The organism is Halomonas sp. BDJS001 (assembly GCF_026104355.1).
GTDB lineage: Bacteria > Pseudomonadota > Gammaproteobacteria > Pseudomonadales > Halomonadaceae > Vreelandella.
This window is the reverse complement of sequence record NZ_CP110535.1, coordinates 1,076,428-1,099,442: the sequence shown is the minus strand read 5'-3', so window position 1 is coordinate 1,099,442 and position 23,015 is coordinate 1,076,428. Positions and strand designations below refer to the sequence as shown.

Below are 23,015 nucleotides of genomic sequence, written 5' to 3'. Positions count from 1 at the left end.
AACTAACCATTTAACAATATCACAAACTAAAGACAACTTAATCAAGACACTATTTTAATGAGAAATTGATACCTTTTAAAACTCCTCTATGCACTAATTCAGGTGCGGGGAGTATTAGGAGAAGTATCAATGCAAAACATATCAGTTAAGAGAGTGATTGCTGGCGCACTGATTGTGCTTTTAGCCATGCTTATTATTTTGGGCAGTATGGGGGCTATGGCAGAACGTGAGTCTGCGCAGCTGCTAGCAGAAATTAATGAGATAAGCGCTCAGCAGGCGAGTGCTGCCAACCGTGCAGAAACGAACCTAATGGAGGTTCGGGTAAGATTAGAGCGTATGTCTCAGCACTACCAAGCGGGTAACGAAAACAATGCGAAGCGGGCGCTAGGAGAGGCGCTGCAGAGTTTGGAAAGGGCTGACCGGCGTATTGCAGAACTCTCAGGCATTGAGCTCCCGGTTGGTTCCGAGCGTCGCCCGCTCATTGCTGACATTGTCGAAAGCTACAACCTTATTGTCACTGACGAACTAAGGGGCGACTTGGCTAATGAGCGTTATGAGGCTCTTGATGCGTATAGGGATCCTATCAACCAAAAATTTTCAAGCTTCAGCGCAGCAATCAATAATTTTAATAACTATGCACTAAGCCGGGGAAATCAGGTTCACTCGGAAGCCCAGCACGACAGCGTCATTTTTAGCATTACAGTGGGTGCGCTTATTTTAACGGCCATAGTGCTCTACATTGTGGTACAGATAATGATTAATCGGCTCGTTATTAATCCACTCCAGCGTGCGGTTCGCATCTGTGAAAATATCGCCAAGGGGGATTTGACCAGCCATATCGACACCCTAGGACGTAACGAGATCGGCCGCCTTTACAGTGCCATGGAGGATATGCAAGAGCGTCTGGAAGACATGATTGGCACACTCAATCAAAGTAGCGAAGCCGTCGCCTCCAGTTCAACGCAAATCGCAACCGGCAGCCAAGACCTCGCCTCACGCACCGAACAACAAGCCGCGGCGTTGCAACAAACCGCCGCGAGTATGGATGAAATTTCATCGATTGTGCGCCAAAACGCTGACACTGCCAGCCAGGCCCAGCAACTGACCCAAGACGCAGCACAACAGGCGAATACCGGCAAACAGGCCTCTGAGCGCACTAGCCTACTGATGCGCGAACTGGAAGAAACCTCGCATAAAGTCCACGATATTGTTCAGGTGATTGACTCTATCGCCTTTCAAACCAATATCCTGGCACTCAATGCCTCTGTGGAAGCTGCCCGTGCAGGCGAACATGGGAGAGGCTTTGCGGTGGTGGCGAGTGAAGTTCGCTCACTAGCCACAAAGACCTCCACCTCATCGAAAGAGATACGCACCATGATCGAAGATATCGCGCAGCGTATTGTGGTGGGTGCGGAACAAGCAGCGAAAAATGGCCATGATATGGCGGATATCAACGAAGCGATTCGTAAAGTGACGGAAATGATGCAAGAGCTTGCGCTCGCTGCAAAAGAGCAGGAGTCGGGCATTAGCCAAGTCAGTACGGCTGTATCTCAGATGGATTCCGCCACGCAGGAAAATGTCTCATTGGTTGAAGAGACCAGCACGGCATCTGCATCACTCCAGGATGAAGCCACTCGTTTGGCCGAGTTGGTCACCACCTTCAAACTGAAGCGGGATGCGAACGCTGGTTCGGAATCCTCTACCGCCACGGCTTCACCGCATCCCCTGGCAACAACTCACTCTTCTTATACAACTAAAAAATTATCCAGCAGCACACCCGATTGGGAAGAGTTTTAGTTCACATTTCCGGGCCAGCTTTGCTGGCCCTTTTTCCCTTGAGCCAGTCTTTAAGTGAATCATAATTAACCACCCGTTAAATGCAAAAAACAGCAGAATAAGGTACTTTCCTTCAGCTAATGACAATACGTTAATAAGCAGTTTCTCTTATCGGTGATGGCTAATAATAATGTCTGTTCATACCTGGTTATTCTCGCGCTTCTCACTACGCTCACGGTTTAGCGCACTAATTGCAACGTTGGTGTTTGCCACTACGCTGTTACTTGGCTGGGTGGCATCTCGTGAATCAGCGCAGCAAATGGAAGCTAGCATTGGTACGGCGACTGCAGAAGCGGCCTATCAAATGGTGGATAAGCTAGAGCGCAATATGGATGCACGCATTAAGGAGGTCAAACTCCTATTGGGTATGCAGGCACTCACTAATGACACGCGCCCTGGCGCGCTACGGGGGCAGCTAGAACGATTGCAAGACAATCATGACGTTGTGTCGTGGATTGGCTTTACTGACCCGGAAGGGACTGTTCAAGCAGCGACAGGAGGAATTTTAGAAGGTGTTTCAATAGCGCAAAGACCCGTATTTATTGAAGGGCGCAAAGCGCTTTGGATAGGCGATGTTCATGAGGCAGTGCTTCTCGCACAACTGCTGCCTAACCCCAGTGGTGAAGCGCTTAAGTTCGTCGATATTGCCACCCCGGTGTATGACCGCAATAGGGAGTTCCAGGGCGTTCTGGCGGTACATTTAAGCTGGGAATGGGCAGAATATATTCAGCATTCAATGTTTTCACCTACTAAGCAGCGTCAAGATACCGAGATGCTACTGCTTTCAACTGATGGTACCGTCTTACTGGGCCCAGAAACGCTCATGGGACAATCATTAGCCAGCCTGGATCATCTACCCGGCCCCGCTACCACATCACCGCAATGGGCTATTGAAACCTGGCCCAATGGTGAACAATTTGTGACAGGCTACGCTCGAAGCAACGGCTACGAGGACTTTCCTGGATTAGGCTGGATAGCGATTAGCCGAAAACCGGTCTCTATCGCTTTTGCCCCTGTGGAGCAGCTACAGGCAGCCATTATGGGCATCGGTATTCTACTGGCGCTGCTGTTTGCAATGATTGGTTGGGCGATTGCCTCTCGAATGGTGACTCCTCTCACCCGCTTAGCCAGTGCCGCCGATCAAATACAGGAGGGCGAGCAAGCCGACTGTATTCCTCTGGAAAACGGCTCTCCTGAAATGAAGCGCCTATCGACCTCCATGCGTAACATGGTCAGTCGGCTACTGGATCAACGTCAAACGATCAACCGCTTAGAGGATCTAGCCAATACCGACCCACTAACGGGGCTTCCCAATCGCGCCTTTCTGAATCAATACTTACAGTTGGCCATGCCAGAAGCTGAAAGAAACCAGCAAAGCATGGTGGTCATGTATATCGATCTGGATGGTTTCAAACGGGTCAACGATGAACTGGGCCACCATGCGGGAGATCTGTTGCTTATTGAGATAACCCAGCGTCTGAAAAACGCCCTGCGCAGTGGCGATGTGGTGGCGCGCCTGGGTGGCGATGAATTCGTCATGGTGCTCAAAACCAAGCAGGAGTACCTGGAAATGCTTACCCACGAAGTGAGTAGGCGTTTACTTACGGCTATCGCCCAACCGATTTTACTACCCGAAAATAAGCGCGCCCATGTGGGCTGTAGTTTGGGCGCGCTTGGTGGCCACACCACGGCCTGCATATTGAAACGGTGCTAAAACTTGCCGATAGCGCCCTATATGCGGCTAAAAGTAAAGGCAAGCATCAGCTAGTGATTCACACGCCTTAGCCCTTCAAGTCAAAACAGTGCTGCAACTGTTGCTCAGCGGTAGCGCTGCCCATGGCCGTTAACTTAGCGATATTGCGCTCGGGAATAGCGTCGGTATCGCCGTAAAACTCAATCGCCTTTTCGACACTCTCTTCGCGCAACAGATGCACCATGGCGTAGGGAGAGCGGTTGGTATAGTTAGAGGCTTCATCGGGCTCGGTACCGTCGAAGCAGTAATCCGGATGAAAAGTGGCGAGCTGATAGGTTCCTTCATACCCTTGGTCGACAAGAATACTTTCAGCCAGCTCAACAAAATCCAGGTAGTGATCAAAGCTTTTGAAGAGCGTTGGGAATACCAGCAGCGTGGTTTCTGTTTCTGGATGCTCATCCAGCCACTGGACTTCGACCATCAGTTCCCCCAGGGCCACTTCGATTTTCTTGGAGCGCACTACCTCAACGCGGATGGTGTCACGCGCTAGCTCCCGCTGAGCGAACGGGCAAATATCGTGGGCCACAATGAAGGTGCGCACCCAGTTCAGCGTTTGCGCAACTATTTGGTTATCTGCGTGCATAGCACCCTCTTTACTGATCGGGTCGGCGATGACCGACACCCTGTGCGCAGCAGTTTACCAACTGTTCATGACCAACTACACGTGCTCTTGATAGCGCTTCAAGGCAACCTCATAAGATTTATGGATATGGTCGTCCATTAATTCACGCGCTGCTTTAGCATCGCGCTGTAGCGCCAGCTCCACAAGCTGATGGTGCTGCTCGTCAAGCTCTTGGCGAATCGTCGGCATCTTCGGCCCCAGACGGCGATAGCGATCAAACTGGTCATGCAGTTGTTCAATAAATCGTAACAACCACACTGACCCACAGGGCGCCACCAGGGTACGATGAAATTGGGTATGCAGGTGTTCCCACTCCTCGCCTTTATCCAGGGTTATATCAGCCCGCTTCAGACGATGCGCGGCAGCCAGCAAATCGGCCTCCCAGAGTGAATCACCCTTAGCAATCGCCCGTTCGAGCGCCATCCCCTCCATTTCCAAACGCATCTGGGCAATATCGTCCAGCTCATCCCGGGACAGCTTCGGAACCCGAAAGCCCCGCTGATTCTCCTGCACCAGCAACCCATACGCCGCCAATTTATTGAGCGCTTCTCTTAGCGGACTCAAACCGACTTGGTAGCGATCTTTAAGCGCATTGATCGCGAGCTTTTCGCCAGCGACAAAACGCCCGCCGACCAAATCTTTACGTAAATGATCAAACACACGACTTGATGCAGTACCTGCTGGCCCTGCTGGCGTCGGTAAAGAATTACTCATGGCGATGTCCTTTATTCATCTCAGTCCCCGCTGTCCATTCTATTTTTCGCTGTTGACGTTGGATCGGGCACTACCTATATTCTATTTTAGACAAGATAATCGATTTTTTAACCTACAAACGATAAATAAGGCTAGAGTATGATTTTGCTCCCTTCGTCGGCTGTGCGGGATATGCGCCCATGAAACCACCTGCTGTTTCCTGGCAACTATTCTGGGCCTTCTTCCGCATTGGCATCTTCGGTTTCGGTGGCGGCCCCGCCATGATTCCCTTAGTACGGGCCGAGGTCGTCACCCGCCACCACTGGCTAACCGATGAAGAGTTCGCCGACGTGCTGGCGATTGGCAATACCCTACCGGGCCCCATTGCCACCAAAATGCCCGGCTACATTGGCTACCGAGTGGGCGGTGTAACAGGCTGCATCGCCGCCGTCATTGCCATTATCGTGCCAATGATTGTAGCGATGATTGTCATGTTAGGCATTTTCAGCCGCTACCGCGATGTGGCATGGATTCGCGGCATGGGCCAAGCAGTGGTGCCAGTAGTCATGGTGATGATGGCGCAACTCACTTGGGACTTTTTTGAGAAATCACAGGCAGCACTTGGCTGGCTGGTTAGTATTGCCATGGCCATTATTGCCGCCGGGCTAATCTACTGGCTCGGCCTTCACCCAGGCTGGGTGATCGGCGCCATTCTCGTTGCCGCCCTGCTGCGTCCTGCTGGCAAGAAAAAAGCGGAGGGGACGGCATGATTTACTGGGATCTCTTCTTAGCTTTTTTTATTCCCAACATTATCGGTTACGGCGGTGGCCCGGCCATTATTCCACTGATTGAGGCGGAAGTGGTGGGCCGTTATGGCTGGATGACCGCGCAAACCTTCGCGGAAACATTAGCCTTGGGTAACGCCTTGCCTAGCCCTATCGCCACCAAAATGGCCGGCTACGTGGGCTATGAAGTAGCGGGCATTGGCGGCGCTTTCATCGCCGTAGCTGCCACGGTGATCCCCACGCTGCTGCTAATGCTGGGTGCCTTGGGGCTGCTCTACCGCCACCGCGACTCTCCCAGAGTTAAGCGCATGAGCCAGTGGGTACGCCCGGTCATCGCCATGATGATGGCCTGGCTAACCCTGGGATTTCTGCTCGAAAGCTTGGACTCCAGCGGCACGATTCATACCCTGATTATTGGAATAGTCGCCGCTATTGCATTGATCCGCTTCAAAACGCACCCCGCCTTTGTGGTCATGGGCGCCTTGGTTTATGGAGGCTTCTTCCTCGGCTAACACTCATTGCAGATGCATTTATCAAACAACAAGAACCCGAAAACGGATCACGCGCTCACCACGCCGCTGCAGTAAGGGCGGCATCCCTCAACACCAACCTCAAAACATAAAGGTGTATAAGAATGACGCGTTCAACATTTACTCTAAGCACTACCCTCGCCGCCATCGGACTTGCGTCTAGTTTGGCAATTACCACCACCGCACAAGCTGACTATCCCGAGCAGGATATTCGCTTAATCATCCCTTACGGGCCTGGGGGAGCAACGGATATCCTGTTCCGGTTGATTTCTCAGGAAGCTGAGAAAACGCTAGGCGAGTCCATCGTACCCGTCAATATGGCAGGTGCTGGGGCAACTTTGGGTTCACGCAACGTGAAAGATGCTGATCCCGATGGCTACACGCTGCTTGGCAGCCACGACACCATTGCACTTTCAAAGCTAGCGGGCACCGTCGACTACTCGTTTGATGCCTTCGAACCTATCGCGCTACTTACCCAAACCATCAACATTCCCACTGCACATGCCAATCATCCCGTGCAGAGCGCTGACGAAATCGCTGACTACGTCAGTGAAAATCCAGGCCAAGTGCGTTTCAGCATGATCCCCAGCTCCACGGATCACTTCTTCTGGGCACAGTTCTTCCAGGAGGCGGGCATTGATATGGCCGATGTACGTCTAGTTGGCTATCCCGATACGGGAGAACAGGTATCGGCCTTGATGGCGGAAGAAGTTGATTTCGCGATGTTCAACCTGCCCTCTGGCGGTGCGTTTTTTGAAGATGGCACCTTCCGCGCGCTCGGTATCGCTCATCCAGAACGTCTCGAAAGCATGCCCGATGTCGCTACCTTGCGTGAGCAAGGCATCGAGATGGATCACTCGACCAGTCGAGGCATTTTCGCGCCTAAAGGCACGCCTCCGGAAGTGATCGATACCATTGCTGATGCCTATGGCCAAGCACTGGAAAATGAAGAAGTCCAGAGTCGTATTGAGAATGAATTTGGCTCTGTTGTTCGCTTTCTGGCCGGTGATGATTACCAAACGTTTCTGGATGAAAACGAAGCTGCACTCTCCGCTGCTGCCGAGAACATCGATTTCCAGAACTGAGGGCGCACGCTCTAGCCCTCGTTAATGCGGGGGCTAGAGCTGCCGGAGGCATCGCTAATGCTTACGCTAACTAAAGACCGCGCCTTGGCGCTGGCGCTGCTCTTAATTGTGGCTGTCATGTGGATGGAGTCGGGTGATATTCGTCCACCGACCAGCTGGCAGCCTTATGGGTCAGCGCTTTTCCCTCGCATTTTGTTAGTCGTGATTGGGGTGTTATCACTGCTGATTTTAGTGCGTTCCTTATGGGTAAACGTGCCTGAACGGCTTGGCGCAAAACAGCTGGTTACTGAGTGGTTTCAAAGCCGACGCACCATACTCGCTCTGTTTCTACTGTTTGGGCTCTACGCTGCCTTACTTCCAGTGGTGGGGTATATCGCAGCCACCATAGGCTTCTTGGTCGCTTCTCTGGCTCTACTGTTGGGCATTGATACGCGACGTAAATGGATGATTAATCTCACTCTTAGCGCCACCTTAACTATCGTGATATTTGTCGTTTTCCGCTATGGCCTGAATGTTTGGCTGCCTTAACCTGGAGTAAATAATGACCAACTTTTTTCTCCAAGCCCTCGCTGAGGTCGGCACGCCATCGGTCTTGGGCTTGATCATCATTGGCGTACTGTTTGGGATTGTTGGCGGGAGCATTCCTGGTTTTACCGTCACCATGGCTATCTTGGTGGTCTTCCCATTCACGTTTGCCATGGATCCGGTAAGCGGCGTATCGCTGATGGTCGGTGTGTTTGTGGGTGGGTACTCTGGCGGCATTGTGTCTGGCGTCATGCTGGGAATACCTGGCACCCCCTCATCGATTACCACCGTTTATGATGGCTACCCAATGGCACAGAAAGGCGAACCTGGCCGCGCCTTGGGCATCGGCGTTGCATCGTCTTTTCTAGGCACGCTGATTAGCGTGGCAGTACTGGTTTTTTTCGGCCCGTTGATTGCCAGTTTCAGCATGAATTTCCGCCCCTGGGAAATTACCGCGTTAATCGTTTTCGCCCTGACGCTGGTAGCCGGACTTTCAAGTGGCGCGTTGCTCAAAGGCCTGATGGCCGCGGCGTTAGGCCTCTTGATCACCACCGTTGGCTATGACCGCAACAGCAACCTGCGCTTTGACTTTGGCCTGCCTGCAATGGGCTCTGGGTTTGAAATCCTGCCCGTGATGATCGGTATCTTTGCCTTCTCACAGCTGCTTGGCAATATCGAAAAGCTGAAGGATGAGAAAAGTGACGCCAAAAAAATCGACACCAATGTCACCATTCCCTACGGCCTAATACTCAAAGATATGGCGGGGCAAAAGCTCAATACCCTTCGCTCATCGCTGATTGGCAGTTTAGTAGGGGCGCTCCCTGGCACCGGCGGTACCGTTGCCAACTTCTTGAGTTACGACCAAGCAAAAAAATTCTCCCGACATCCGGAAGAGTTTGGCACCGGTACGCCGAGTGGCATTGTGGCTTCTGAAGCCTCCAACAGTGCGGTGGCGGGCGGCGCTTTTGTACCCACGCTGGCATTGGGCATACCGGGCGATCTGCCTATGGCGATCATGATGGGCGTACTGATTCTGCACGGCATTACGCCGGGGCCAATGATGTTCGAACAAAACCCCGTATTGGTGGGTGCTATTTATGCCAGCTTACTGATCGGTGCGGTGGTCATGGTGCTTTGCAACCTGCTGCTAGTGCGCTGGTTCGCCAAAATATCGTTGATCCCCCAACAGATCCTCGTTCCCGTCGTATTAATGCTGTGTGCCATTGGTGCTTACGCCCTGAATAACAACCTGTTTGATATTTGGGTGCTGTTTATCTTCGGCATCATCGGCTACCTGCTGTGGAAAGCGGACGTTCCCCTAACGCCTCTGATACTCGGCGTGGTACTTGGCGACAACCTTGAACGTCAGCTATTCCGCGCCTTAGAGCTTAACGAAAGCTGGTTGACGTTTTTAACCCGGCCTCTCTCTGCGCTTTTCCTGGCATTAGCCGTCGCTTCGATTTTGTTTTCGCTCTATCAGGATCGCAAGATTCAGCGGTTAAAAAATGCCGCTCAGCGGGAAAACATTTAAGACATTACTAGGCTATTTGATAACTCCGTTCAAAAGGAACTCTGGCATGCAACAAGATGCACTCTATTATCCCAGCGCCTCGCGCCGGATGGCCACCTTCGGTAAACGTGGCATGGTCGCCACCTCACAGCCATTAGCGGCGCAAGTGGGTATTAACATCCTGCAGCAAGGAGGTAACGCCATTGATGCCGCCATTGCAACAGCGGCGGCGCTAACGGTGGTCGAACCCACCTCCAATGGGATCGGCAGCGATGCCTTTGCGATTGTCTGGGTCGACGGCAAGCTACATGGCCTTAATGCCAGTGGCCCTGCGCCACAAGCGGCGACCATTGAAGCGCTGAAAGCACTCGGCCATGATGCAGTGCCCAATCACGGTATGCTGCCTGTCACAGTTCCTGGAGCACCCGCTGCCTGGGCGGCGCTCTCTGAGCGCTTCGGCAAGCTGCCATTCGCTGAACTGCTAGCGCCTGCCATTGCGCTGGCAGATGAAGGTTTTCCCGTCTCTCCCGTTATTCATCAAATGTGGAAAGAGGCTTTCAATACGTATTCAGCCTATAACGATGCCTCTTTCAAACCTTGGTTTGATACCTTTGCCCCCGAAGGTCGAGCGCCTAAGGCGGGTGAGCTATGGCGTTCTGAAGGCCATGCAAAAAGCCTAAAAGCCATTGCTGACACCCACGCTAAAGCGTTTTACGAAGGCGAGCTGGCCAAAGCCATCGACACCTTCTCCCGGGAACATGGCGGGCTGCTACGCAAAGAAGATCTGGCTGCTTACCAGCCGGAGTGGGTAGATCCGATTAGCGTTCGCTATAAAGACCACGATATTTGGGAGATCCCTCCCAACGGCAGTGGCATGATAGTACTGCAAGCGCTGGGTATGCTTGAGCACTTAGGCGCAGAGGGATCTGACCCGATTGAAACCCTTCACCGCCGTATCGAAGCCACCAAACTGGCCTACGTTGATGGCTTCGCGCACGTTACCGATCTAGACGCGATGCGTCCCACGATTGATCAAATGTTGGACGACGACTATTTAAAAGCGCGAGCAGCGCTGATTGGCGAACAGGCGGTCGATCCGGTACACGGCAATCCAATTAAAGGCGGCACGGTGTATCTTGCAACAGCTGACAGCGATGGCAATATGGTGTCGCTGATTCAGAGTAATTTCAAAGGCTTTGGCTCAGGCATGGTGGTGCCAGGAACCGGCATCAGCCTGCAAAACCGCGGCTGGTCGTTCTCCTTGGATCCACAACACCCTAATGCACTGGCACCGGGCAAACGCACCTACCACACCATCATTCCTGGCTTTATCACCAAAGATAACCAAGCCGTTGGGCCGTTTGGCGTGATGGGTGGCTATATGCAGCCCCAGGGCCATGTGCAGGTGGTAACGGCCATGCTTGAGGATCAACTGAATCCTCAAGCGGCGCTGGATATGCCCCGTTGGAAATGGACCAAAGGCAGAACCATCGAAGTTGAGGCCGATTTTCCCAATCACTTAGCGCTGGCCCTGGCACGCCGCGGCCACGACATCGTCAAAGTCGCCGATTCAATCAGTTTTGGCCGTGGCCAAATCATTCTGCGTCATCCTGACACTGGGGTACTTCAAGGCGGCACCGAACCACGCACCGATGGGGCTGTGCTTCCCTGGTAACACCTATCTACTAAACTGCCTTTCCGCCGTGTTGCCGTTGAAGGCAACCGGCGGTTGTTAGCTGGCTATCTCCTCTCAATCCCCGCATTATGGCTGCTCTGTTTTTATTAGAGTTCTGCCTTTTTCACTATGTCACCGCCGCCCTCTTCTCAAACCTCCCCATCCTCACCGCTAAGCGGCTTTTTTGGCGTATTTCGCTATAGCCGTCGCGCACTCGGGTTAGTCTGGGAAACCTCTCGTTGGATGATGCTTGGCTTAGCCCTGTGTACTCTGGTCGCTGGGGTTCTGCCTGCCGTAGCCGCCTGGGTAGGACAACTGATTGTGGATGGGGTAGTGAGTGCCATGGAGGCCCATCAGGCAGCCACTGATCCCAACCTGCTAGTGTCCATTACGCCGGTGCTAACGCTAGTGGGTATTGAGGCGGTGATTATTGGGTTTATTGCCCTGGCTCAGCGGGGCCTTGCAGCCCAGCAGTCGCTGCTACGTGCGCTGCTGGGGCAGAAAGTCAATGTGATGATTCTGGAGAAAGCGGGGCAGCTGTCACTTAGCCAGTTTGAAGACTCTGAGCTTTACGACCAGCTCACCCGAGCGCGACGTGAAGCGTCTACGCGCCCCCTTGCCCTGGTGAATAAAACCTTCGGCTTGCTGCAAAATGCTATCTCGCTGGGTAGCTTCGCGGTGCTGCTGGTGCAGTTTTCCCCCTGGGCGCTGCTGATCTTAGTGGTAGGTGCTCTGCCGGTATTTATCTCAGAGGCCAAATTTTCCGGGGATGCCTTTCGGCTGTTTCGCTGGCGCTCACCGCAAACCCGTATGCAGATCTATTTAGAAACGGTGCTGGCGCGGGAAGACAGTATTAAGGAAGTCAAGCTGTTCGGTCTTGAAGGGCTATTTCTCAAACGCTACCGGGATATCTTTACCCAACTATTTGCCGAAGATCGCCGCCTAACCTTGCGCCGGGAGAGCTGGGGTTTTCTGCTCGGTTTACTCGGCACGTTAACCTTTTATGCCGCCTACGCCTGGGTGGTCATTGAAACGATTGCCGGAGCGCTTACCCTGGGCCAGATGACCATGTACCTGATGGTCTTCAAGCAGGGGCAGGCCGCGCTCTCCGCCAGCCTCACCGCCATTAGCGGCATGTACGAAGATAACCTTTATCTATCCAACCTTTATGAGTATCTGGAGCAGCCGATAGAGGGTGAGACCGGTACGCTCACCCAAGGTGTACTACCCGGCGACGGCCTACGCTTTGAGCATGTTAGCTTCTCCTACCCTGGCGGCGACTCTGATCTCCAAAATCCGGTTCTCCACGATATTTCGCTACACCTTTACCCTGGGCAGAGCCTGGCCTTGGTCGGCGAAAATGGCTCGGGCAAGACGACCCTTATTAAACTGCTAACGCGGCTATACCACCCGACTCAAGGGCGTATTTTGCTAGATGGCAGCGACCTGCGGGACTGGAGTACCCAGGCCCTACGTGATCGAACCGGCGTTATTTTTCAGGATTTTGTACGCTATCAGCTCCAGGTGGGCGAAAACCTGGGCGTAGGCGACACCTACGCCTTTCACGATGAGCAGCGCTGGCAACGCGCCGCACGCCACGGCATGGCGGATGCGTTTATTACCACTATGGCGAGTGGCTACAAAACCCAGCTTGGCCGTTGGTTCAAAAATGGCCAGGAACTTTCCGGGGGACAGTGGCAAAAAATTGCCCTCTCCCGAGCATATATGCGTGAAAACGCTGATATTCTAGTGTTAGACGAGCCCACCGCCGCCATGGATGCCGCCGCAGAAGCCGAAATATTCGCCCGCTTTCGCGAGCACAGCCGCGATAAAATGGCGATATTGATCTCCCATCGCTTTTCAACAGTGCGCAGCGCTGATCTCATTCTGGTTATCGATCAAGGACATATCATTGAACGCGGCACCCACGAGGAATTGCTCGCAGCGGAAGGTCGTTATGCCAAGCTATTTCACCTACAGGCGGCAGGTTACAAATAACCACCTAAACATCAATCGTTATTATTACAACTACTATTAACCAGTTGTATCGCCACTTAAAATACAGAACGTGAACAAAAGTGACAAACGTCACAAAGCTATCGACCATACTAATACTTTAAAGGTAGTGTTCTCCTATAGGCTTTTCACTACAGGAGTAGCACCTATGAACCGCCTCCATCAGATAAAAGTTAAGTATGCTATTGCCTTTATTAGCGTTGCAGTATCACTACTGGTTATTGTGATCGCCGATGCGCTGCTCGTTAATATGGTGAAAAGCCGTCTAGACACTTTTATTAACAATTATATCCCAGCCACCTCTACCGTACTCAATGCGGATAGAGACCTTTACCAAGCACGGGTAGCTGAGATCGAGTACCTGCTATCCGACCCCAACTCGGAGCGAGCATCAGCGTTAATCGCTGACTTTGAGGAAAATGCTCAGCAAGCTTACGACCGTATGAGTCAGTATTCCGAACTGATGCAGAACTACCCAGAGCTAACCACCCAACTCGCTAATTTCGAAACACACTATAATGATTGGAAACAAGAGGCCACGCGGGTTTTTCAACTACACCAGAACGGTGATACTAACCAGGCTTTAAATCTGTTAGCGGGCTCTTCACTAGATCGGTTCAATACGCTTCGGGATGTCTACGACCTCTCGGGAGTAAATGTTGAAACCGCTACTTACCAAGCAGAAGAAGCCGTCGTCGACAGAATTCAAGTACAACAGACATCCACTATTATTATCGCTTTAATCATCTTTATTGCGGCGACACTTATTGCACTATTGGGGCCGTTAATGATGTCACGGGCTATTCGCCAGATTAGCGGACGCATAAAAGAGATCACCGAAGGTGATGGCGATTTGACCGCCCGTATTAACAGCCAGCGCCGCGATGAAATAGGCGATCTGGCACAGCAGTTCAATGCTTTTATTAAACGCATTGATGATACGCTTCAATCCGTTAGCAGCAGCACCGTTAGCCTTCAACATGCGTCAAGTGAAATAGCCAAAGGCAGCCAGGAGCTTGCGGCCCGCACAGAGCAGGCCGCGGCCAACCTGCAGCAAACTTCTGCGTCGATGGAACAAATCGCGGCAGTGGTGAACAACGCTTCCGACTCTGCCCAGCAGGCCGACCAACTGGCGCTTTCAACCCGAGACCTCGCTCAGCAGGGCTTGCACTCTATGCACAGCGTTGAGCAGACCATGGATACCATTAATGACTCGTCATCTGAAATCAGTAATATTGTCAACTTAATTGACAGTATTGCTTTTCAGACCAATATCCTGGCGCTGAATGCGTCGGTAGAGGCCGCTCGCGCAGGTGAGCATGGTCGGGGCTTTGCGGTGGTCGCCCAAGAGGTACGTATCTTGGCCAGCCGCTCCAGCGATGCGTCCAAAAATATTGCCACGCTGATCAATACCTCATTAAGTCGCACAAAATCTGGCGTTGACCAGGTGAAGCAAGCTGGCGTCACTATGCAGGAGATGGTGAAAAGCATCGAGCGCGTAGCCGATGTAATTGCCGAAATTAGCGCCGGTGCAAAAGAGCAGAGTGTGGGTATAGGGCAAGTCAACGACGCGGTCAACGAGTTGGATAGTATGACCCAACACAATGCCTCCATGGTGGAAGAGTCCAGCGCTGCCGCGGCGGAGCTAAGAGAGCAAGCCGACCGACTGGGCGTACTAGTGGGTGCATTCAAGCTCAGTAATACCCACCAGCAACCAGTCCTTGCTAAAGCAGCGCTTGCTTCTACCACGAATAAGCCCTCGCCTACCCCTGCTGCCCCGCGTCGTATGCAGAGTTCACAGCAACCTGAGTGGGAGTCGTTCTAAGCAATCCCCCTTAGTTTTCTACGCTTCCTTGGGCTCAGCGTAAGCCCAAGGAAGTTTTATTACCGGCTTATATAACGCGTATCCATTTCAGCAAGCGCTTTGTCTCACAGCCGCTCATCGTAATCATCAAAGGTACACGTATGCTGGATGCTTTAATTATTGATGATGATTGTAACGTCCAACTCTTGGGCAGAATGCTATTACGCCAGCACGGTTATCAGGTGGTGACCGCAAGCAGTTTTGGCGAGCTGGTGCGCCAACCTGACCTGCTCAATGTCGAGCTGATCTTGCTTGATATCGGGCTAGGTGAGTTTACCAGCCTTGATATTCTTGAATATCTGTATGATTTACGCTTAAACGCTTCAATTTTATTAATTAGTAGTTGCACAGAAGAAACTGCCGCGCATGCTCTCGCAACAGGTGAAGCAAAAGGCTTGAAAATGTTAGGTTTCCTACCTAAATCCAAGCTACTCACCGGCCTAAAGAAATTCCTTGGACCATTAAAAAAGGCGCCTAAAGCGCCTACAGCCGATGAATTGACGAAGGCCATTCGTGAACAGCAGCTTTTTCTAGCGTTTCAACCCCAAATAAGCCTGCAGCCAGGCACTCAACGAGGTCAGGTTATTGGCGTTGAAGCGCTGGTACGTTGGCAAGATCCTCAACGTGGCGTGCTCTACCCCGATAGTTTTATTCCTCTAGCGGAGCAAAACGGTCTGATTCTGCCGCTAACTTGGTACGTTATTGAGCTTGCCATGAAGCAACAAGCCCAGTGGCTGTCGCAAGGGTGGGATCTAAACATCTCGATTAATATACCGGCGGCCTTTATTCAGGCAGAGGGCGTTCTGGAAGTGTTTGATCAACTCACCCAAGAGCACCAGGCTGTTCTTAATAAAATCACCCTAGAGCTCACCGAAACGGCCGGGGTTGAGTGTTTGAGCTACGCTTGCTACGTGCTCAAAGCGTTGCGGCAACGGGGCTGCAAACTGGCGTTAGATGACTTTGGTACCGGTCACTCTTCGCTGACACAGCTCTATCGGCTGCCTTTCAGCGAGCTCAAAATTGACCGTAGCTTTGTCTCACTGATCGACCAGGATCAAGAAGCCCTGGTGATCACAGAGTCAATTATCGACTTAGGCAAGCGCCTGGGACTGACGGTAGTCGCCGAAGGTATCGAAAAATCCACGCAGTACACCCTGCTGGTTGAAGCTGGGTGTACGGTTGGGCAGGGCTACGCTATTGCGCACCCTTTAACCGCTGACGCTTTCAACGCCTGGTTACGCGAGTACTCTTCCTCCGCCCCCATGGCGCATCAAACGAGCATACTTTCTTGCTCTAAAGCCTGCTGAGTAGTGTCCTGAAGAGCGACTAAACGCTCCAGATAGATAGCCAATTCATTCAATGGGGCTTCTAGCGCTGCTTGCTCCAATTGGCTTGCTTGCTCAGCAATGGCAGCACAGCCGAGAGAGGAAGCGGCACCTTTCAGCGAATGCGCCTCTTGGCACAAGGCTTGACGATTCTCTGACTGCCAGTAAGCGTCAAGGCGGGCACTACGCTCCACAAGTCGCGTTAAAAACGTGTTCAGCAGCGCACCCAACGCACTAGGTTCAAAGGTGCTTTTCAGCTCTTCGCAAAGACGCTTATCGAGCACCTGAACAGCACCAACGGTGTCACCCAATGACTCAGAGCCTGTGGTCGAGTGAATGTAAATACCCTCAGGTGCTAAGATTTCGTCATTAGAGAGATAACGGCTGATGACCTGATACAGTTCATCCCGCGTAAAGGGTTTATGGATCATATCGTCCATACCACTTTGCATACAGCATTCGCGGTGCTCAGGCATCACATTCGCCGTCATCGCCACTATCGGCAACCGGGGTAATTGATGCACGGCTTCGTAATCACGCCAGCGCTGGGTGGTTTCAGGCCCATCCAGCTTGGGCATCTGCATATCCATTAAGACCAAATCGAACCTGCCATGATCCACTTTCAGCTGTTCGAGTGCTTCCAGACCGTTCTCTGCGATAGTCACCTGCTGGCCAAGGCGTTCAAGCATAACGCGGGCAACCGTCTGGTTTAACGGGTTATCCTCAACCACTAAAATTTGGTGCTCGGCAGTGAGTGCAAGCGAGTTTTCACCGGTTTGATATACCGCCAACGGTTCAGTTTCCGGCATTCTAACAATAAACCAAAATCGGCTACCAAGCCCCTGCTGGCTATTAACGCCTATCTCGCCCTGCATGGCTTCGACTAAACGCTTACAGATCGCCAGCCCAAGCCCAGTCCCTTCGTGACGCCGCGCCATGGAGGTATCCACTTGCGAGAACGCCGAGAAGAGCTGCGTTTGATTCGCTTCCGCGATTCCACAGCCAGTATCATGCACCTCGACGAGAATATTATCGTCTCCCAGTGGTTTTACCTGGCATTTAACGAAACCCTCTTCGGTAAACTTTAAGCCATTATTGATTAAATTCATCATGACTTGACGTAACCGAGCGACGTCACCCATCACATAACGGGGTAAAGCGGGATCAATAGCGTAGCTGAAGGAGACCTTTGCCTTCGGCTCGCGAAGCGTGTAGTTCTCACAAAGCTGGTCAATACATTGGTGAAGATCAAACGGCTGAGCATCCAGGTCGAGGCGCCCCGACTCAATTTTGGTGTAGTCGAGAATATCGTTGATCACCGCGCGTAGGCTCTCTGCACTGCGCTTAAGCGCCGCTAGATAAGTCTTCGCACTTGTTGTTTTAACCTCCTCGCTTAACAAATCCGCCATACCTACGACGCCGTTTAATGGGGTTCTAATTTCATGGCTCATCACCGCCATAAACTCAGATTTTGCCAGGCTCGCTTTCTCTGCTTGCTTGGCGGCCTCGTTCAGCTCTTTACCCTTGGCCTCTAATGCTTGTGCCTTCTGATCACTTGAACGGCTTTCCATAATCAGCGCGCGAACCAGCATGCCACCTGAAAACATTAACAGGACAATAAGCAACAGCACCAATCCGTAGAGACGCGTCAATGCGCGGTGTTCTTCACTATGTAGATGGGAAACATAGGCGTTGGTTTCGATCAAAATGTTTCCGGTGAGCTGCTGTAGCTCCGCCGTTTGCTGTAGGAGGGTAGCCGTTAACTCGCTATTTAACTGGGTGGGGCTGTCCCATACCTTTTCGAGTAGGGTATCCATCTCTAAAATACGGATTTGAGTTTGTTGGATGACCGCCTCAATATCCTCAAGTTCCGCCACGATTTTGCCTATTTCACCTTTAAAAAAAAGTGACTGTCGGCTGAAGAGAATTTCAAAACGCAGCAACACGTCATCAACGGTAGCGTTCCCTGCACTCGTTTCGAATAGCGAGAGGCGCAATTCGCGCACCTCTCGATCAAACTGATACCCGGCCCATAATAAGTTTTCGAGCAGGCGGTTCTCCAACGCATGTTGACGGTTATAAATAACCCCACCGGTGGTTAGCGCTGAAAGAAAAAAAGGATCGCTGAGAATGTAGCGACCCTGGTGCTGCGGGAGAAATAGAACTTCAATAAGGCCAGCATGGCAATTGTCCGATTATTTTATTTAACGTCGATGCGCGCCACCTGCCACACAGAGCGCGAAAATATCTCTTCATCTAGCAGCTCGGGGTGCTGGTCAAAAGGGTAAATGACAAACAGCGGCCCCTGGTCGCGAATTCGCAGCGCTTTACCGTTTGCCTGCATGGCAAGAATGACATCGTAATTCTCAAAATCACTGTTGGGCACTGTCGCGGCGTACTCATTCAACGCTACCACACGAATATCCTCCCCTTCGGCACCGACAGCTTCCAGAATAGTTCGCACCAAGGGGCCAGAGAAGCCAATCACACCGTCGTGCCAGGGCGTACGGGTAATCGTTTCGTGCTGCCCTAAGCTTGCTAGCATCGCTTTATCAAAATGGGCTTCGTCACCCACATTAGTCTGCCCCACCTTTCCACTCACTACCAATATCACCGGGCCTTCAGGTACTTCCAGCGCACTAGCCAGGGGCGACGACAGCAAGGCAAGCCCCACTGCGGCGATTAGAACCTTGCTTTTAGAAACCAAAGAACCACGCATTAAGCTGCACCCCGGTATTAGCGATTAAGAGTGCAAGCAGTATATATCGGCCGTCTGCGGACAAACTGTGAACCTTTGTGTCAACGCACCATCATCAACTAAACTTAACGTATGAGTTTGTAGCTACTACGCGTGTGACGCTTATAAGACGACAATACAGGGGATCACCATGCATATTGGCGTACTTGAAGATGATATTGATCAGCAGGCTTTTATTGAGCAGTGTCTACTCACGGCAGGCCATCAGGTTTCTTTATTTACCCGCGCCAACGAGCTGCGTCGCGCGACCCAGCAACGATCATTTGATTTCCTGATTATCGACTGGTGGTTGCCCGACAGTGACGGCATGGATGTGGTTGTCCACCTGCGCCAACATGACAGCTGGCGCGGGCCAATCCTGTTTATTACCGCTAGCCAGGGTGAAGACGATGTCGTTAAAGCGCTCGAACAGGGTGCCGACGATTTCCTTGCGAAACCCCTGCGCCCCAGTGAGCTTATTGCCAGAGTAAGCGCACTAGGTAGACGGTCTGGATATGCCACACCTCGCCCAGCACCCGCTTGCCCAGAGACCTTTACTCTGCACACCGAAGAGCACTACATCAGTGTTGCTGGCAACGCCGTTGATTTAACCGAGCGTGAGTATCGATTAGCGGCGCTCTTCTTCTCAAAAATCGGTGAACTGATTACCCGTGCGCATTTATTAGAGTTGGTATGGGGTATCAAAGGGGACGTTTCAACGCGAACCGTAGATACCCATGTAAGCCGCCTACGTCGTAAGTTGGAGCTGGATGGACGGCACGGCCTGCGTCTTCGCAGCGTTTACCAGTCGGGCTATCGCATGGAGACCTGCCAAACCACCTCCATAGCACAAGTCGCTAATTAGATGGCATCTAGACTTGACGCTCATATAAGCATCGGTTAAAAGATAAAAGCTGCCTTTAAAAGGTAGCTTGGTTTTATTAATCAGAATTTGATTAACGTAATTTTCTTAACGTAATAATTCTCAGAGACCTCATCATGCGCTGGCAAATCCCCGCGACACGAATGAATAAGCTGCATCGCATTATTAATAATGCGGTATCAGCTTATTGTTGTCGCGCGCCAGAGATGTAATGAGAAAACTGGCCGCGGCAGGTGTCGCGGCCATGTTGTTTTAGCGTTACGTTTGAGACTCCCTGATCGCGATGTTGCCCGGCCTCCTAACCCAGGAGACCGACCCCATGGCAATCGCAACAATGACCCGCAAACTACTCAGCGCTTTCACTCACTATCGTAACCAGCGGCGCTTTTACGAAGATCCGCGCTTTCATGACCCGCACCTGTTGAAAGATATTGGCCTACGCTGGGAGCAGGGCCAGCTAGTATCCATTCACGGCGTAGAGGAGCCAAGCCAGCGCAACCAGCGCCTTCAGGCTGAAACCCGCGATGCCTACGAAAAATGTCCACATTGCGGGAGTAGTTTGGCGTAGCCGACGCCCCGGCCATAGGAAGTGGCCGGGGCGTTTTCAGTTGCGCGCCATGCCTGGCGCACAATAAAAAAAGCCGATCCATTGGATCGGCCAAGCTGATGGGATATTGCACAGTATGGGGGATACTGTGCAGCGATGCCTGGGGAAGGCATCGCCAAAACGCCGGGCTAGGCGGCTTGGCGATGCCCTCCCAGAGAATTGCGTCCTTTACGTGAGTAGCTGCCTTTGCCTTTTTTCGGGGTTTGCTGCTGCATTTTAAACCTCGGCGTTCGCAGCTGCGCTTTTAACGCGTTATCTTTTATCTTGCGCTGTTTCATCATCTTCTCCGTTTACTTAAAGATACCTGCCTGGGCAGGCATCCACTACGACACAAACTATTCATTGAAGTTCATCGGTTGGCGTTTCAGGCGCCTCTTATTGACTCCCTTACTCATCCCAAACGGGTGCAAAGTCAGGGCTAGCAATACGCTCTTTACGATCTAACTGGGCGATTTCCGCCATTTCACTGTCGCTTAGCACCAAATCAAAGGCGGCCATATTACTTTGAATATTACGCGCCTTGGTCGATGAAGGTATGGTAATCATATTGCGCTGTTTGACCCAAGCAAGGGCAACTTGTGCGGGCGTAACGTTATGTGCGTCGGCAATCTGCTTAAGGGTCGGGTCGTCCATAACCTTGCCCACAGCTAACGGCATAAAGGCGGTGACCTGGATTCCCTGCTGCTCGCAGTGCTCCGCTAACTTACGGTTCTGTAAAAAGGGATGAACTTCGATCTGGTTGGTAAGAATCTCACCTTTGCCTAGAATGCTAACCGCTTCGTCCACCTGGGCGATGGTAAAGTTGGAAATACCAATATTGCGCGCCTTACCCTCGGCTTTGACCTCTTTCAGCGCCGTCAGGTAATCGACCATTGGCACTTCACCCTCTGGGGACGGCCAGTGGATCAGCAGCAGGTCAACGTAATCGGTGCCTAATTTTTGCAGGCTTTCGTCCACGCTGGCTTTGAGTGTTGCAGGTTCAAGGTTGTCGAACCACACCTTGGTGGTTAGGAAAATATCGCGGCGTGGCACGCTGCTGTCGCGAATCGCCTCCCCTACCCCTTTTTCATTGCCATAAAACTGTGCCGTGTCGATGTGCCGATACCCGGCCTCCAGCGCTGCGTGAATACTCTGCTTAAGCGTATCGCCTTCCAGGCGAAAGGTGCCGAAGCCGGGGTTAGGCATTACATTCTGCATCATTAACATCCTTTTCTATTGATAGCGTGTTAACTAACATGGGGTGGCAACTGCCCCACTTCAACCCTTTGCTAGTGAATCCCGCTGACCATGACGCCGACATGACCTCTTCAAACGATGCGCCCTTAAACACAGAGGCACTGCAACCGCTGCACCGCCAATCAGGCTTTTTAAGCTTTCTGCTTTCTCGTTTGGCTGCGGTATTTGCCATGCAGATTCAAGCCATCGTAGTGGCTTGGCAGGTCTACGACATTACCCGTGACCCCATGGCCCTGGCCTATGTGGGCTTGGCTCAGTTTGTGCCCATGGTGCTGCTTCTGCTTCCTGCAGGGGATTTCGTTGACCGTTTCTCGCGCAAGCGCATATTGCAAATTAGCTGGGTAGTACAGGGGGTGTGCAGCGCTCTACTGCTGACGCTTTCGCTGAATGGAAGCCAGAATGTAGTTGGCTTTTACGCGGTACTGGCACTGTTTGGCGCGGCGCGAGCCTTTACCGGCCCCGCCTTACAAAGCTTGCTGCCCAACATCGTGCCCCGCACGCAGCTTGCCTCGGCCATTGCGTTGAACAGCTCCATCATGAAAATCGCCGTGATTGGCGGCCCACTTTTGGGCGGCATTTTGTATGGCTTGGGCGGCGGCAGCCTGGCTTACAGCGTATGTTTAGGATGCTTTATTGCGGCGCTGATGCTGCTGATGCCGGTGCCTATTCGCTATGCTGAAACCGCCAAAACATTGGAAAGTACTGCCATCAAACGCTTTACGGCGGGCATTCGTTATATCCGCCATCAGCCGATTATTTTGGGCGCCATTTCTTTGGATCTGTTTGCCGTGTTATTGGGTGGCGTGGTAGCACTACTGCCCATCTACGCACAGGAAGTGCTGCACGTTGGGCCGGAAGGGTTAGGCGCGTTACGTAGCGCTATTGCGGTGGGCGCCCTACTCATGGGGCTCTACTTAGGCATTCGCGGCATTCAGCGCCGCGCTGGCTTGGTGATGTTTGCGGCGGTGGCGATTTTTGGCGTTGCCAATTTAGTGTTCGCCTTTTCGACGATTTTTTGGCTCTCCCTGATAGCCATGTTGGTGGCGGGCGCCGCCGATATGATTAGCGTCTACGTGCGCATGACGCTGATTCAGCTTGCCACCCCAGATGAGATGCGCGGCCGCGTGAATGCCGTCAACATGTTGTTTATCGGTTCCAGCAATGAGCTAGGCGAGTTCCGCGCGGGCAGCATGGCAGCAGGGTTTGGCGTAGTGCCTGCGGCCATTATTGGCGGCGTGGGCACTTTGGCGGTGGTCGGCGCCTGGATGAAGCTGTTCCCAACCTTGTGCCGGGTTGACCGTTTTGACGATGCGCGCTGATAACACTCCATCCC

At 52.3% G+C, this 23,015-nt stretch carries 20 protein-coding genes; 14 read left to right on the top strand and 6 right to left on the bottom strand.

All coding sequences use genetic code 11. The features are described 5' to 3' along the window. Positions 1-129 precede the first annotated feature (129 nt). Positions 130-1,797, top strand: a complete 1,668-nt coding sequence (locus OM794_RS05035; RefSeq protein WP_226248216.1) for a methyl-accepting chemotaxis protein — start codon at positions 130-132, stop codon at positions 1,795-1,797. Positions 1,798-1,966: 169 nt separating this feature from the next. Next, positions 1,967-3,550, top strand: coding sequence for a diguanylate cyclase domain-containing protein (locus OM794_RS05030; RefSeq protein ID WP_265154325.1), 1,584 nt, complete (start codon positions 1,967-1,969; stop codon positions 3,548-3,550). A 67-nt stretch (positions 3,551-3,617) separates the two neighbouring features. Here the strand turns inward: OM794_RS05030 and OM794_RS05025 are convergent, their stop codons facing one another. Together OM794_RS05025 and OM794_RS05020 are read right to left on the bottom strand one after the other, a co-directional pair. Next, the gene (locus OM794_RS05025; protein ID WP_226248211.1) at positions 3,618-4,172 is read right to left on the bottom strand and encodes a DUF1415 domain-containing protein; all 555 of its coding nucleotides are present in this window, start codon (positions 4,170-4,172) and stop codon (positions 3,618-3,620) included. A 75-nt stretch (positions 4,173-4,247) separates the two neighbouring features. After that, positions 4,248-4,925, bottom strand: coding sequence for a GntR family transcriptional regulator (locus tag OM794_RS05020; RefSeq protein ID WP_226248210.1), 678 nt, complete (start codon positions 4,923-4,925; stop codon positions 4,248-4,250). Positions 4,926-5,104: 179 nt separating this feature from the next. Between OM794_RS05020 and OM794_RS05015 the strand changes: the two genes are divergently transcribed. The 9 genes from OM794_RS05015 to OM794_RS04975 all read left to right on the top strand — a co-directional run bounded on the left by OM794_RS05015 (position 5,105) and on the right by OM794_RS04975 (position 16,201). Next, positions 5,105-5,674: a chromate transporter gene (locus OM794_RS05015; protein ID WP_226248209.1), complete on the top strand. Its 570-nt coding sequence runs from the start codon at positions 5,105-5,107 to the stop codon at positions 5,672-5,674. Then, a complete protein-coding gene (locus OM794_RS05010) occupies positions 5,671-6,201 on the top strand; it encodes a chromate transporter (protein ID WP_226248206.1) in 531 nt (176 codons plus the stop codon). Before OM794_RS05015 ends, OM794_RS05010 begins: the two co-directional genes overlap by 4 nt. A gap of 122 nt (positions 6,202-6,323) precedes the next feature. Then, entirely contained in the window at positions 6,324-7,304 is a 981-nt protein-coding gene (locus OM794_RS05005; RefSeq protein ID WP_226248204.1) for a Bug family tripartite tricarboxylate transporter substrate binding protein, read from the top strand. Positions 7,305-7,361: 57 nt separating this feature from the next. Beyond that, positions 7,362-7,832 carry a tripartite tricarboxylate transporter TctB family protein gene (locus OM794_RS05000; protein WP_226248202.1) on the top strand — a complete coding sequence of 157 codons (471 nt, stop codon included), beginning with the start codon at positions 7,362-7,364 and terminating at the stop codon, positions 7,830-7,832. 13 nt (positions 7,833-7,845) lie between these two features. Further along, positions 7,846-9,360, top strand: coding sequence for a tripartite tricarboxylate transporter permease (locus OM794_RS04995; RefSeq protein WP_226248199.1), 1,515 nt, complete (start codon positions 7,846-7,848; stop codon positions 9,358-9,360). A 46-nt stretch (positions 9,361-9,406) separates the two neighbouring features. Further along, on the top strand, positions 9,407-11,014 hold the full coding sequence (locus OM794_RS04990) for a gamma-glutamyltransferase family protein (protein WP_226248197.1): 1,608 nt from the start codon (positions 9,407-9,409) through the stop codon (positions 11,012-11,014). 129 nt (positions 11,015-11,143) lie between these two features. Continuing rightward, positions 11,144-13,012: an ABC transporter ATP-binding protein gene (locus OM794_RS04985; protein WP_226248195.1), complete on the top strand. Its 1,869-nt coding sequence runs from the start codon at positions 11,144-11,146 to the stop codon at positions 13,010-13,012. A gap of 166 nt (positions 13,013-13,178) precedes the next feature. After that, entirely contained in the window at positions 13,179-14,855 is a 1,677-nt protein-coding gene (locus OM794_RS04980) for a methyl-accepting chemotaxis protein (RefSeq protein WP_226248192.1), read from the top strand. A gap of 140 nt (positions 14,856-14,995) precedes the next feature. Then, complete coding sequence (locus OM794_RS04975) at positions 14,996-16,201, top strand: EAL domain-containing response regulator (RefSeq protein ID WP_226248190.1); 1,206 nt, start codon at positions 14,996-14,998, stop codon at positions 16,199-16,201. Here OM794_RS04975 and OM794_RS04970 read toward each other — a convergent pair. Beyond that, positions 16,165-18,216 (bottom strand): ATP-binding protein, encoded by a 2,052-nt coding sequence (locus OM794_RS04970; protein WP_265154320.1) that lies wholly within the window; start codon positions 18,214-18,216, stop codon positions 16,165-16,167. The two genes, OM794_RS04975 and OM794_RS04970, sit on opposite strands and share 37 nt — an antisense overlap. 203 nt (positions 18,217-18,419) lie before the next feature. Continuing rightward, positions 18,420-18,938 carry a molybdopterin-dependent oxidoreductase gene (locus OM794_RS04965; protein WP_226248183.1) on the bottom strand — a complete coding sequence of 173 codons (519 nt, stop codon included), beginning with the start codon at positions 18,936-18,938 and terminating at the stop codon, positions 18,420-18,422. Between the two features lie 169 nt (positions 18,939-19,107). On the opposite strand from OM794_RS04965, the gene OM794_RS04960 reads away from it, so the two are divergent. Together OM794_RS04960 and OM794_RS04955 are read left to right on the top strand one after the other, a co-directional pair. Continuing rightward, a complete protein-coding gene (locus OM794_RS04960; RefSeq protein WP_226248181.1) occupies positions 19,108-19,821 on the top strand; it encodes a response regulator transcription factor in 714 nt (237 codons plus the stop codon). Between the two features lie 337 nt (positions 19,822-20,158). Then, on the top strand, positions 20,159-20,407 hold the full coding sequence (locus OM794_RS04955; RefSeq protein WP_088700880.1) for a hypothetical protein: 249 nt from the start codon (positions 20,159-20,161) through the stop codon (positions 20,405-20,407). 167 nt (positions 20,408-20,574) lie between these two features. Here OM794_RS04955 and arfA read toward each other — a convergent pair whose 3' ends face one another. Beyond that, on the bottom strand, positions 20,575-20,724 hold the full coding sequence (gene arfA, locus OM794_RS04950; protein WP_226248751.1) for an alternative ribosome rescue factor ArfA: 150 nt from the start codon (positions 20,722-20,724) through the stop codon (positions 20,575-20,577). Between the two features lie 109 nt (positions 20,725-20,833). Further along, positions 20,834-21,652 carry a 2,5-didehydrogluconate reductase DkgB gene (gene dkgB / locus OM794_RS04945; protein WP_226248179.1) on the bottom strand — a complete coding sequence of 273 codons (819 nt, stop codon included), beginning with the start codon at positions 21,650-21,652 and terminating at the stop codon, positions 20,834-20,836. A gap of 29 nt (positions 21,653-21,681) precedes the next feature. Between dkgB and OM794_RS04940 the strand changes: the two genes are divergently transcribed. Next, positions 21,682-23,001 carry an MFS transporter gene (locus OM794_RS04940; RefSeq protein WP_226248177.1) on the top strand — a complete coding sequence of 440 codons (1,320 nt, stop codon included), beginning with the start codon at positions 21,682-21,684 and terminating at the stop codon, positions 22,999-23,001. Positions 23,002-23,015: the final 14 nt, after the last annotated feature.

Coding starts and splice junctions, on each gene's coding strand:
- OM794_RS05005 (WP_226248204.1), top strand. CDS start 6,324: ATGACGCGTTCAACATTTACTCTAAGCACTACCCTCGCCGCCATCGGA.
- dkgB (WP_226248179.1), bottom strand. CDS start 21,652: ATGTTAATGATGCAGAATGTAATGCCTAACCCCGGCTTCGGCACCTTT.
- OM794_RS04975 (WP_226248190.1), top strand. CDS start 14,996: ATGCTGGATGCTTTAATTATTGATGATGATTGTAACGTCCAACTCTTG.
- OM794_RS05030 (WP_265154325.1), top strand. CDS start 1,967: ATGTCTGTTCATACCTGGTTATTCTCGCGCTTCTCACTACGCTCACGG.
- OM794_RS04965 (WP_226248183.1), bottom strand. CDS start 18,938: ATGCGTGGTTCTTTGGTTTCTAAAAGCAAGGTTCTAATCGCCGCAGTG.
- OM794_RS05010 (WP_226248206.1), top strand. CDS start 5,671: ATGATTTACTGGGATCTCTTCTTAGCTTTTTTTATTCCCAACATTATC.
- OM794_RS04980 (WP_226248192.1), top strand. CDS start 13,179: ATGAACCGCCTCCATCAGATAAAAGTTAAGTATGCTATTGCCTTTATT.
- OM794_RS05025 (WP_226248211.1), bottom strand. CDS start 4,172: ATGCACGCAGATAACCAAATAGTTGCGCAAACGCTGAACTGGGTGCGC.
- OM794_RS04960 (WP_226248181.1), top strand. CDS start 19,108: ATGCATATTGGCGTACTTGAAGATGATATTGATCAGCAGGCTTTTATT.
- OM794_RS05000 (WP_226248202.1), top strand. CDS start 7,362: ATGCTTACGCTAACTAAAGACCGCGCCTTGGCGCTGGCGCTGCTCTTA.
- OM794_RS04940 (WP_226248177.1), top strand. CDS start 21,682: ATGGGGTGGCAACTGCCCCACTTCAACCCTTTGCTAGTGAATCCCGCT.
- OM794_RS04995 (WP_226248199.1), top strand. CDS start 7,846: ATGACCAACTTTTTTCTCCAAGCCCTCGCTGAGGTCGGCACGCCATCG.
- OM794_RS05020 (WP_226248210.1), bottom strand. CDS start 4,925: ATGAGTAATTCTTTACCGACGCCAGCAGGGCCAGCAGGTACTGCATCA.
- OM794_RS05015 (WP_226248209.1), top strand. CDS start 5,105: ATGAAACCACCTGCTGTTTCCTGGCAACTATTCTGGGCCTTCTTCCGC.
- arfA (WP_226248751.1), bottom strand. CDS start 20,724: ATGAAACAGCGCAAGATAAAAGATAACGCGTTAAAAGCGCAGCTGCGA.
- OM794_RS05035 (WP_226248216.1), top strand. CDS start 130: ATGCAAAACATATCAGTTAAGAGAGTGATTGCTGGCGCACTGATTGTG.
- OM794_RS04990 (WP_226248197.1), top strand. CDS start 9,407: ATGCAACAAGATGCACTCTATTATCCCAGCGCCTCGCGCCGGATGGCC.
- OM794_RS04985 (WP_226248195.1), top strand. CDS start 11,144: ATGTCACCGCCGCCCTCTTCTCAAACCTCCCCATCCTCACCGCTAAGC.
- OM794_RS04955 (WP_088700880.1), top strand. CDS start 20,159: ATGGCAATCGCAACAATGACCCGCAAACTACTCAGCGCTTTCACTCAC.